Here is an 11,652-nt window from a genome sequence, read left to right on the forward strand (position 1 = left end):
TTTTCTTAACCTGTCTCAGGTAAAGAAGGGGTTTTTATCCCCTCTTCTTCCAGGAATACACTCCGATCACGGCCAGCAGAAGAATCAGGCACCCTGCGCCGATGACCGGCAAGGGGAGTGTTTCGCCGGGAGTCTGCGTCTCTGCGGGCGGCGTGGCGGTGGTCGCTGCTGCGGCCTCCTGTCCTGCCGATGCCGTCACTTCCTTCAGGACAGACGGCCACGCGAGGGCGTAGGTGCTGAAGTGGGAGACGCGTGCGGTCACAGTCCTCGTGACTGGATCCACGGTGGCCGGGACCTCCTGCCAGGTGCCGGCGGCGGCGTCGTACAAGAACACCGTCAGGGTGGCGGGGTCGTCGATCCCGGCCCACTCATCCTCGGTGAGGGTGAAAGTGAGAGTGACGGCCGGGTCGAAGGTGGCGCCGTCAGGGCCGCAGGTCAGTGCGATGCCGAGGGTGTTCCCGGCCGGGACCGGGGGAAGGGTGACGGGGTCGAGGGTTGTGACCGAGACCTCGCCGAGGGGGTCGCCGCGACTGTCGAGGGCGGTCGTGCCGGCTGGAACGGTGACGGAACCACTGCCGTCGGCGGTTCTGACCTTCACCGATTCGAGCACTTCCCCGGACTTCGAAGAGCCAAGGGACGCCTGGCCGGTGTACACCCTCGGTGCAGCGGCGGTAACGGTCGGCGACGACGAACCGCCGCCGCTACCGCCGCCACTGTTCCCACCGCTCGATGAGGTGGGAGTGGGGGTGACGGCACTGCCGACGCTCAGGTCGAGGCAGGTCGTGCCGTTCGGCGTGAACGTCGCGGTCCGGCCGGCCTCTTTGCCGTCGACCAGGAACGTGATCGTCGCACCGGCCTGGTCTTCGTTCGCAAGGACAAGCAGGCGGTTCCCGTCGTACCGGCTGGAACTGCCGTATGTACCGGATTTCGTCGTCGTGATCGAACCGCATCCTGTCCCCCCGATCATGGCGATGATCTCGGTCCCGGCCGGGGCCGGGGAACCGCCGATCGTCACGGTTCCCCAGAACTCGTGGGGAAAGGAAGGGACGCTCTCATCGGCCGTCACACCGGCGACCAGCGCACAGAGGAGGATCAGGGCACAGCAATACTGTATCTTCACCTCATCACCTTCATGCTCCGATTACGCAGAGCGTGTCCGGGTTGTTCATGTAGATCCAGTATCCGTGGAATGGGTTCATGGTGCGGTCGTCGCCGTGGCGTCCCGTCGCTCCGCGAATGATGGAGACGTCGTATGCCTGTGCTTCGGCGTTGAAGCCGAAGAGTGTCGCCCAGGTGTCTTCGACCGACCTGAGGGTGGTGACCGCGGGTTCGGGCACGGTGTCGGTGAACCCGATGGCGTTCCAGCCTCTGTCGAGGTCTTTCGTCGGGGGGGTGTCGTGCGTGTCGGCGGCGAAGGAGAGCGGGATCGTGTACGTGCCGTTTGCGAAGATCCAGACGCCATCGAGGGGCTGGAACGATTCCTGCGAACTCATCGCCTCCCAGCCGCGGGTGCCGTTGTACAGCAGGACGGAGTGGCCGTCGGTGTCGACGCCGTCGAAGAGGGCGATGGAGTCCGCTCCGGCGTCGAGGGTCTTCGGCGTCGAGACGAAGTTCCAGCCCGGATGGAGGGTGATCGCGGCGTTGCCGAGGGCGAGGTGGACCTTTGCGGTCTCGCCTGCGGCGACGGTCACGGTCTCCTCGGCGGCGAGGTAGCCGTCGAGGGCGAGGGTGACGGTGTGCTCGCCCGGCGCAATGCGGGTAAGGGTGGTGTTCGTCATCTCGCCGGTGTCTGTGCCGTCGAGGAGGATGCGGGCGCCGTCAGGGGAGGAGGTGACCAGGATGCTGCCCGAGGGTTCGACGAGGGCGAAGGAGACGGTGACGGTCTCTCTATCGACGACGGTCACGGTCTTCGCGGCGTCGGCATACCCGCTCTTCTTCACGGTGATCGTGTGCTCGCCGGCCGGGATATTCTCCAGGGTGACGTTCGTCGTCCACTCGGTGGCGGCACCGTCGAGGAAGATCCTGGCACGGTCGGGAGAGGAGGAGACGGTGATGTTTCCGGTCGCCTCGACGAGGTCCAGGTGGAGGGTCGTCGTCTCGTTGTGACGGACCGTCACGTTCGCCCCGGCGCTGCGGTAGCCGTCCTTCGTCAGGGTGACGAGATGGTCGCCGATGCCGATCCGGTCGACGGTGGCGTCGGTGGTCTTCCCGGTGGCGGCGCCGTCGATGAGGATCAGAGCCCCGGTGGGCGCGGAGGTGACGGCGAGGCTGCCGGTGTGGGTGGTCAGCGTGAGGGAGACGGTCGCGGTCTCCTCGCTCACGACGGTGACCGGGGTCGAGGCGTCGGCGTGATCGGCGAGTTTCAGGGTGACGACGTGGTCGCCGGCCGGGACGTTCTCCAGGGTTGCAGGGGTGACGAGGCCGGTGTCGGCACCGTCAAGGGAGATCAGAGCACCGGCGGGGGTCGAGGCGACCGAGATGCTGCCGGGCGGGAGGGGGTATTCGACGACGAGGAATGCGGCGGCGGCCTCCATCCAGTCGCCGCTGCTCTGGAACGCGGCGGTGTTCTCTCCGCCGAGGTACGCCGTCACGTCCCGATCGTCGATGCCGATCTCGGTGGTGCCGGTAAAGTTCCAGACGTCGGTCCAGGTCTCGCCATTGAAGAGCAGTTCACCTTCGGTCGGTCCGGCGCCCGGGGCGACGGTGATGAGCGTCGCATCGACGGCGCCGCTCTCGACGGTGGCGAAGGGCGCATACGCGGTCGCCTGCTCGGGCGTTGTGCCCTGCCCGCTGCCGCCATACAGGAGGTCGAAGCCTTCGTTGATCAACACGGTATGCGGGGCGGTGACGCCGTCGTCATAGACGACCGCAAGCACCATCCCGCGCACGGAGACGTTGCCGCCGCCGGGGAAGGTGCTCGTGAGCACGGCGGCGTTGCTGTCCTTGCTGAAGGCGTCTTTCACGTCATACACGGTCATGCCGTACGGGTACGAGGATCCCCACATCTTCTCGTCCTCGTAGAGGGCGACACGCTCGGGGGTCACACCGTTGAAGGTCAGCGTGACGTTGTCGGGGAAGACCGGGCCCTTGTCCCAGGTGTACGGGACGTAGAGGCGGGCGGCGGTGATCGTGGCGTTGGTTGGCACGGCCAGATCCGCGGACGTCCAGTTCGCGCTGTATGTCGTCCAGTGCGGAGACTTCGAGGCGCTCAGGTACGCACTGTCGCCGGTCGACCACACGAGGTCGCCGCGGACGTCATAGGTCTTCGCGGTCGGGATGTCATCGCCGCCAGTCCACCGCTTGCCCCGGTACCCGTTGGCGACGACGGTCTTCTCGATGGTCTTAAGGTTGTTCTCTTCGTTCGATTCGGTGACCGCACCCTCCACGTCGGCCGTCGCTGTGACAGTCACGGTCTCACCGGCGGTACGTATCGTCTCGTCGGTCCAGGTGACGGTGGTGTTCGCACCGGCGGCGAGGCCGTCGATGGAGACAGTGCCCGTCGTGCCGCTCACGTTGAACTCGACGGCGAAGGCGCCGGCGGCGGCGTTACCGATGTTCGTGACCTTCGTGGTGTAGGTGTTGTTCGAGGCGGAGAAGACCTGACCGCAGTTCGAGGCGAGGGTCGAGACCGTCAGGTCGGGAGAGGCGGGATCGGCATATTCGACGACCAGGAAGGTCTGTGCCGCGACCATCAGTGGTTGGTTGCCTTCAGAACTCTGGACCGCCGCCTCGTTCCCGGTCGCGTTCAGGTACGCCGTCACCTCACGGTCGTCCACAGCCACCTGCGGGGAGTCGGAGGCGCCCACCGCACGCGGACCGTAGTTCCACACCCCGGTTCCGATCTGGTCCCCGTTGAAGTACAGGTTGCCCTCCCCGTCATTGCCCCACGGGACGAAGGTCGTGAGGTTCGCACGGGCGATGGTCGCCGTATCGATAGCCCTGCCGGTGAACGGCGCATACGCCGTCGCACCGCTCTCGTTCGTGCCATAATTCACGGGATCGGCACCGAGGGCGTCGAACTCCTCGTTGACGAAGATCTGCTTTCTGGTAGCAGAGGCATCTTCGTAGATCACGGCAAGGGTGAACCCGGCTGGCGATATCTTGGCGTTGGTCCCTTCCCGGGTGAAGAGCGCCGTGTTGCTGGCGCCGGCCGCGTAGAGATCGGTCACGTTGTAGGTCATCATACCGTAGACAAAGTCGCCAAACGCCCCAAAGTTCGCCTTATCGTGGTACCAGTGCACATAGGGCACGCGGACGCCGTTGAAATCGATCGAGACGTTTTCAGGCGCCGAATACGTGTTGTCCCAGCAGTACGGAACATAGAGGCAGGCGTCGCGGACAGTCGCACCCGCCGGCAGAGGAAGGTCAGACCCTGTCCAGGTCACGGTATAGTTCGTCCAGCCCTCATCTCCGAAGCTGCCGGAGACATACTGACTGTTGCCGAAAGAGTGGACGATGTCGCCGCGGAGGTCGTAGGTCCGCACTGTATTGATGTCGCTGCCGTTCTCCCAGTAGCGTTTGCCCATATAGCCGTTGTACTTGACGTTTTTTGGCTGACTTGTTACGGCGTTGTTGGTCTCATCGGTCTCGACGACGGTGTTGTCGGGGTCGATGATGGCGGTGTAGGTCACAGTTCCGCCAGACTCCCTGATAGTCGTGTCGTTGAGGAATAGGAATGGCGCTCTCTCTCCGGGCTCGATCGGGGGGACGGTGACCCTGCCGACGAAACCGTCGCTTGAGCGAACCTCGACCTCTGTTTCAGGAGACATACCTGGACCGAGATTGGTAAGGCTGATGATCCGGATGGTGTTTTGCATGCAGGCGAATACAGTGCCTCCAGTGATGGGATGTGCTCCGCCACTCGGGAAGGTAAGGTCGCAGGTCGGCACAACCACGTTTATCGTCGCTGTCCCGCTCGCATTCTCCGCTGACGCGGTGACCGTGGTCGCGCCGGCGGCGAGGGCGGTGAAGTACCCGGTCTGGTTCACCGTGCCGACAGTCTCGTTGCTGCTCGTCCAGGCGAAGGAGACGCCGCTCATCTCAGCGCCGTTCTGGTCCAGTGCTGTTGCGTTGAATTGCTTCGTGGCGTTCACCGCCACGCTCGCCGTCGCGGGAGAAACTTCGATCGTGGTCAGGACGAGGGGGGGGATTGTGTAGGTTACGTTCAGGTAGGGGCGTTGCGTGGATTCAGAATATTCACGGCTTCCCATCTGAACTTTCTGCAAAGTAGAAGTAGCGGATTCATTTGTAAATGCAAGCATCCACCCATAGTTTGCAGTAATGTCCGCGTATGCCTGTACGTCCTGCGTGACGTTCCAGCAGATCCAGGTATTCGCTGTCGATCCGGGATCGATCGAACTGGTCGGTTGCGTATTTACCGAAGGTTGCGTATTCCAGGTGACACTGGACTCATTCCACGTATCGGTCACGCGGTAAGCACCGACCTCTCTGTCGCCTGCCCTGTCGTACATATATCCATAGAGCGTTGCCGACTCGATCATCGCCCCTTCGGGGATCGACGAGAGGTCGAAGTGGATAAGGCACCTATAGAGTGTACCAGCTGAAGACCCCAGAGGATTGCCAGATTCTCGAATATACAGACTTGTCTGAGTGCCATAATTCGTATTTCCGGGAAGATCACCCCATCGGATCTGTGCGTCGGCGTCTGCCGGGAATGTTTCGTTGGCGGCCATCGCCGGTACAACGAATGCGGTCATGCACAGCAGTGCAGCGATACAGAAAACCAGAAATGTTTTTCGCATCTCCCTATCAACTCCGTCTTTCATTCACGATTCTTCTGCCACGCCAAGATCCTGGTGAGAGGCCAGGAGAGGCCGAGAGACTAATCGAGACGCGTAAGATCACTCTATTGTCACATATAAACGTACATCATTCATATTAGATCATATCATTTAAATATAAAGTAACACTAAAGAGACGAAATAATGCCATTTTAGTTACTTAATCTGCGCAAACGATAACTCAAACACAATCGTACAGCCAAAATGGATGTTGTTTTTCACACGAGAAAAAAACGATGCCGCCGGCCGTCTGGCCGCAGAACGGCATCAAAAAATGAACGCAGATGGAAGGCCTTCGGGCCTTCCGCTCTTTCAAAGATCTCAGAGGGGCGCGATTTACTCCTCCTTCACGGTCAGGAGCGCGAGCGGAATCTTGAAGTAGCCGCTGTACGAGCCGGAATGGGTCGTGTTCCGGTCGAACGTCATGAAACTGTTCCCACCGGTGGCGTAGTTGGTGACGTCCCAGCTCTGGTGCCCGAAGTACGACCCCTGGCACGGGTTGCTCCAGGGCAGGGCATTACCGTTGAAGGTGTAATTTCCGTTGTAGCTCCCCAGGTAGATGGCCGTGAGGTTTGCATTATCGACTGCAAGTCCTGATGTGCTGAATGTGGTGTTCCCGATGTAGGAGCAGTCGTAATCGTCGGCCTTATATGAGTCGGTGTCGTGTCCCTGGTTCACCCAGTAATGAATAGTGTCGGATCCGCCGTTATACGCCACCACGAGGGCGATCATCTTCACCCTACCGTCATTCGGCTGCGTGCCGTCGGGCTTGGCCGTGTGCACGCGCGCCGCGACGCTCGACGAAGTGATACTGTTCGTCACGTCATACCACATCAGGCAGTCGCTCGTCACCCGGTTGCAGTGGCCGTTGATCCAGACCGTTCCGTCAGCACCGCTGCCCGCGGGATAGGTGTAGGTCGTGTTCATGATCTCCGAGCCGAGGGTCGAGTATCCCGATCCGCCGTCGAACTCCACCGTCGTGTTCAGGGGGTAATTCGAGGTCATGCTCCCGATGTAGGTCGCCACGTAGAGCCGCGCCCAGGCAACATTGGCGGAAGTGCAGGGAAGAGAGAAGTCTTTCGTCACCGGCGTCGTGTACGCATAGTCGAATCCCGGATATGCGTCGAACCAGAGGCCGCCGGATACTGTCCCGCTCGTCCCGTTCGCGGTGACCAGTTTGTCTCCTCCAATGTACGGATCGGCCGCCGCCGGCGCCGCCATCAAGAGCAGCGCCACAAGCATGCCTGTCAGCATGCATATCCTGCTTGTTTTCATCATTTGCTTCATCTACTGATTTTTTTACTGCGGGGGGCGTGAGCCTCCCCGGCACGGGGGATCTCACCACAGTAATACATAAATTATAATTATTCATATCAGATCATACAATTTTTATACTTGGTAATATCTGGGTGAAAAGAGCCGAGACACAATGCGGAACGCAGGACGTACGGGACGGCCGGATCGCCGCCGGCAGTGCCATTCTGCCGCGGAAATGGCGCACTTCCGCAAAAAAAGTGGGTTGATGGATCATTCGGCTTTGTAGAAATCCTCCTCCATCGGTTGATAGTGCGTGCTGATCCTCTGCCTTCCCGTTCTCCGGGGGACTACGCCCCCGAACCCCCGCGCGAGGATTGGTCCCGGGAAGAAAGGGTCGGAGTCCTGGAGGAGGAGGTTATCCCTGCCCCTATCGTAATGGCAGGGGGTATGGGGGGCGGCAGCCCCCCCGGACCTGGCACTTCTGAACAGAATTTTTTCCCCTATCACTTCAGGAAGTACTTTCCCGCAAGGGTTTCTACAGGGCCGATCATTCACTGTTTTGAAAGATCCACCCGGCATTCGGTATTCGTATACGGTTCCACCGCCACGTCCGGAACCGTCTTCGACCCGTCCTTCGCCACCACCTTCACGTCATAGGACCCGATGGGGATGTAGTAGAACGTAAACGGCGTCTTCTCCCCCGTATCCTTGCCGAACAGGTAGATCTTCGCACCAGACGGCGTGCTGTCGACAGACAGCGACCCGTAGGCGTAGGGGTCCATCCTCAGGTCCACATTCGCAGACAGCCCCGGCGTCCCCGCACCCTTCAGCATGACAGTCTGCTCCGCCGGCGTGTACCCCGGTTTCGAGACCGAGATCAGGTGCCAGCCCTCGGAAAGATTCCCGACGCAGTACGGCGTGGCAAGGCCCGTCGCAAACCCGTCGACAAAAATGTCGGCGCCCGCCGGTTTCGACGTGACCATAACCGAATACGGCGTCGGCACGTCCTTCCTGATCGTGAGAGTCTCGTTCGAGACCATGAAGTCCGAGACCCTCTCGGAGATGTAACTCCCATTCACGCACACCGTCACATACCTGTTGATCCCGCCGCCGACATCGACCGTCTTCGGGAGTTTGTACCCGAGGTACCGACCATTCACCGAGAACGGAGATCCCGAGAAACCTCCCCCATCCACGGAGATCGAGCACCCGATCTCCTCCGACCCCGTCGTGAACGTCACCGAAGAGACGGCGTTTTTATTCACCCATACACTCTCCTTCTCTGATACGAACGTCACCTTGCCCAGTTTGGCTTTGATCGAGTGCAGGCCCTCCTTCAACCCGTACACCGTCCACGGCGTCTTCCTTCCCGTCTTCTTGCCGTCCACATAGATCTCGGCCCCTGCAGGATAGGACTCGACATACACCCCGCCGTACCTGTTCGCGTCCCACGCACGCAATGAATCGAGATCGAACTGCTGGCCCCGGATATTTTCGGTCTCGAAATCGAGGACAAGTTCGTCGTCATGGGAGAGATGGACCGTCCTTTCCACGGGTTCGGCGCCCTCCAGCCTCATCCTTACCATATGGTCGCCCCCCGCCGCCGTGACCGTCACCGGTGTCGTCTTCCCGAGGTACGTCCCGTCGAGATCGACCAGCGCTCCCGGCGGGTTCGAGAGAAGCGAGACAGCAAACGTCATCGATGAAATATCGACCGGCGTTTCGGTCGCGACAGGGGCAATCGTCTCGACTGCCGCAGGCACTGTTTCGTTCCTCTCCACAGACACGACCTTCTCGTCGGCGTGGACGCCGAAGATACCGAGGACCGCCGTGACGACACCCCCGACGAAATCGGAGACCCGGTCGAAGACACTCTTTTCCGGCTGCTCCTTGCCGCCGACCACCAGGGTATGGACCCCGCCCCGCGTGATCCTGGCAGAGAGATCGCCCTCCCCGGACGTCGCCTTGACGGTCTGCCCGTCAGGCCCGAGGAGACCGAAGGTGCCTGAAAGGTTGAGGCGGCCCGTGTGGACGACCAGCAGGAGGGGGATATCGGCCTGCATATCTTCGTCCCCCACCGTACAGGTCCAGGCATCGCCGGCCCACGCCGACTTCAGCGTCAGCACCGTGACGCGTTTCCCCGCACCGTCGACGATCACCGTCCCCTCGGGAATGAACACCTCAAAAGCGCCGTCATCGGAGAGAAGACGCGTCGCCTCCAGTCGTCCAGCCGACTCGTTGAGCGCGACCCGCATGGTGCTCCCGGTTGCGGACGGCCGCGGCGACGTCTCCGTCTCGCTCACTAAAGCACCAGTCTCACCCGTGACGGCCTCACCCTTGCTGACGACCAGGACCGCACCCCTGTTCTCCATATAGTCACCCTTCGTCGTGGTGATGTAACTCTGAACCCCGGCCAGGTTCCCCGACGCCGCCAGGTAAGGCCTGACATTCAGTTCGGCGACACTGATCGCCGACGAACCGGCAGTGAGCAGGTTGAACCACTCGCCGTCGTTGAACGTGATCCTGTGCTCGTCATTGTCCTCGCCCGACCCTGCCGTGGCTATGAGAATCAGCCTGGCGGCCCCGCTCCCGGCAAGGTCGATCGTGCCGTCGAACGGCATCGTCGTGATACAGTCGTCGCTCGTCGTCCCGAAGTCAGGGTTCGCGTAGAGGGTATCGGAACCTTCATCGATCCAGTAGGTGATCTCGGGGAGAGACGGGTCCTCGGTGACGACAAGGACGCCGACACCGTAGGTCGCGAAGACATCGTCTTTCCGCCCGTCGTTCGTGACCGTCACCGTGTGCATCCCCGCGACGCCGCCCTTCAGACCGGTCACATTGTAGGCAAACGTCTCCAGAAGATAATCATAGACCCCCTCGTTCTTCCTGTCACCGTACACCGTATCTGCCGGGAAAACGATACCGTCGACCTTCAGGGTGATCCTCTGCTCCGTTCCCTTCTTCTCTTTCTCATCGTGCCCCCACGTCGTATAGATGTACAGCCTGGCCATCCCGACCGTGCTGTTCGAGGGAATATCGATGGAAAACTCCCTGCTCTCTCCGGCATGGATCAGGCCCGTATAACTGCTGAACGGATAATACGAGACATTCCCGCGGGTCGTCCCGGCCAGGCAGGTTTTCAGCGGCATCCCGGTATATCCATAGTCAGGCACCGACCCATCGCCCGAATCGCCCCCGGACACGAACGCCAGGTCCACGACGACAGTCTCGTCCTCCTGGACGGTCACGGTCTTATATGAACTCTGGCCGCCCAGCCGCACCTCCACCGTATAATCCCCGATGATGAGATCGCTCAGCGTCGCCGGCGTCTGAACCGACATGTTCACATTATGGTATTTCCCGCCGTCGAGGTACACCCACGCTCCCGAAGGCTCAGACGTCACCTCGATGCTCCCGGTGATCGGCTGGAGATCAAAGTGGACCGTAGTATTCGCACCCTTCTTCACCTCGACGGAGCGGTCGTCGGGGATGCGGTACCTGTCCAGTTCGACCCTGACCATGTGGTCTCCCGCGGCGATGCCGTTGATCGTCGCATTCGTGACCCGGGAGGTCTGTTCGTCGTCAAGGAAGACCGCCGCACCGGCAGGGGACGAGGTCACCGCGAGGCCCCCGACATCCTTTGCAGGATACTTCACCGCGAGAACGGCCAGCGGGATCTTGAAGAAAGCACCGAGATAACCGCTGCCGCTTCCGCTGACGCTCAGGTCGCGGGTGTAGGTGAGTTCGCTGTTCTTCTCCGGCGAGACATCGGCAGTGACGTCCCAGGTCTGGTAACCCGAATAGGCTCCCTGGGGCGGATTGGTATCGAGGTCCTCCCCATTGAAAGCAAATTCCCCGACGTGACTTGCCAGGTACACCACCGAGAGTTCGGCCGCATGCTCGCGCTCGTCGTCGTCGGGGAGATTGGTGGTGGCAAAGGTCGTCTCGCCCTCGTACGTCTCGCCGAGGTACTCCTCGACATAGTATGAATGGACGTCGTGGCCCGGGTTCACCCAGTAATACACCTCGTCGCCGTCGCTGTCGTCGTAGGCGACGACCAGGGTGACGATCTTGATCCGCCCATCGAAAGTCCCCTTGAACCCTTCGGGCTGCTCCGTCTTGACATGCGCCGTCACCGTGTTTTTCTTGATCGCGTCGGTGACGTCGTACCACATCAGGTAGTCGCTCGTCACCCTGTTGCAGTGGTCGTTCACCCAGACCGGCCCTGTCCCCCCGTTCGCCGGGAAGGAATACGACTTCCGCAGGTCCTCGACCCCCAGCGTCCGCATACCACTGCCGCCGTCGAACTGGACGGTCGCCCGGTGCTCGTAGTTGTTCTGCATATGCCCGCAATAGACGGAGGTGTAGAGACGGGCCCATTTGATCTTCGTGTACGCCGGGAGAGAGAACGTCTTCGTGACATCACGCTCGTTCGCCACCCCGACAAAGGAGTCTACATAGACCCCGCCGGAGACCACGCCTTCGGCCTCGGTCGTGAGCGGGATCCCGCCCACGTACTGGTCTGCAGCCGCACAGACGGGCAGCAGGAGCAGCAGGAGGAGAAGAGACGCCATTCTATATGCAGATGCCATCG

General features: G+C 61.2%; 4 protein-coding genes. All 4 read right to left on the minus strand.

Annotation, left to right across the window (positions count from 1 at the left end; translation table 11 throughout):
• Positions 1–34 precede the first annotated feature (34 nt).
• The 4 genes from MEFOE_RS11115 to MEFOE_RS11135 all read right to left on the minus strand — a co-directional run bounded on the left by MEFOE_RS11115 (position 35) and on the right by MEFOE_RS11135 (position 11,650).
• Positions 35–1,120 (minus strand): hypothetical protein, encoded by a 1,086-nt coding sequence (locus MEFOE_RS11115; RefSeq protein WP_067052090.1) that lies wholly within the window; start codon positions 1,118–1,120, stop codon positions 35–37.
• 10 nt (positions 1,121–1,130) lie between these two features.
• A complete protein-coding gene (locus MEFOE_RS11120) occupies positions 1,131–5,786 on the minus strand; it encodes a DUF3344 domain-containing protein (protein ID WP_083523448.1) in 4,656 nt (1,551 codons plus the stop codon).
• 351 nt (positions 5,787–6,137) lie between these two features.
• Complete coding sequence (locus MEFOE_RS11125; protein WP_067052094.1) at positions 6,138–7,055, minus strand: DUF3344 domain-containing protein; 918 nt, start codon at positions 7,053–7,055, stop codon at positions 6,138–6,140.
• Positions 7,056–7,609: 554 nt separating this feature from the next.
• The gene (locus MEFOE_RS11135; RefSeq protein WP_083523450.1) at positions 7,610–11,650 is read right to left on the minus strand and encodes a DUF3344 domain-containing protein; all 4,041 of its coding nucleotides are present in this window, start codon (positions 11,648–11,650) and stop codon (positions 7,610–7,612) included.
• Positions 11,651–11,652 lie beyond the last annotated feature (2 nt).

The organism is Methanofollis ethanolicus (assembly GCF_001571385.1).
In the GTDB taxonomy this organism is placed as follows: Archaea; Halobacteriota; Methanomicrobia; order Methanomicrobiales; family Methanofollaceae; genus Methanofollis; species Methanofollis ethanolicus.

Bases quoted from the DNA above. Each gene is read 5' to 3' on its own strand.
- MEFOE_RS11120 (WP_083523448.1), bottom strand. From the start codon at position 5,786: ATGAAAGACGGAGTTGATAGGGAGATGCGAAAAACATTTCTGGTTTTC.
- MEFOE_RS11125 (WP_067052094.1), bottom strand. From the start codon at position 7,055: ATGCTGACAGGCATGCTTGTGGCGCTGCTCTTGATGGCGGCGCCGGCG.
- MEFOE_RS11135 (WP_083523450.1), bottom strand. From the start codon at position 11,650: ATGGCATCTGCATATAGAATGGCGTCTCTTCTCCTCCTGCTGCTCCTG.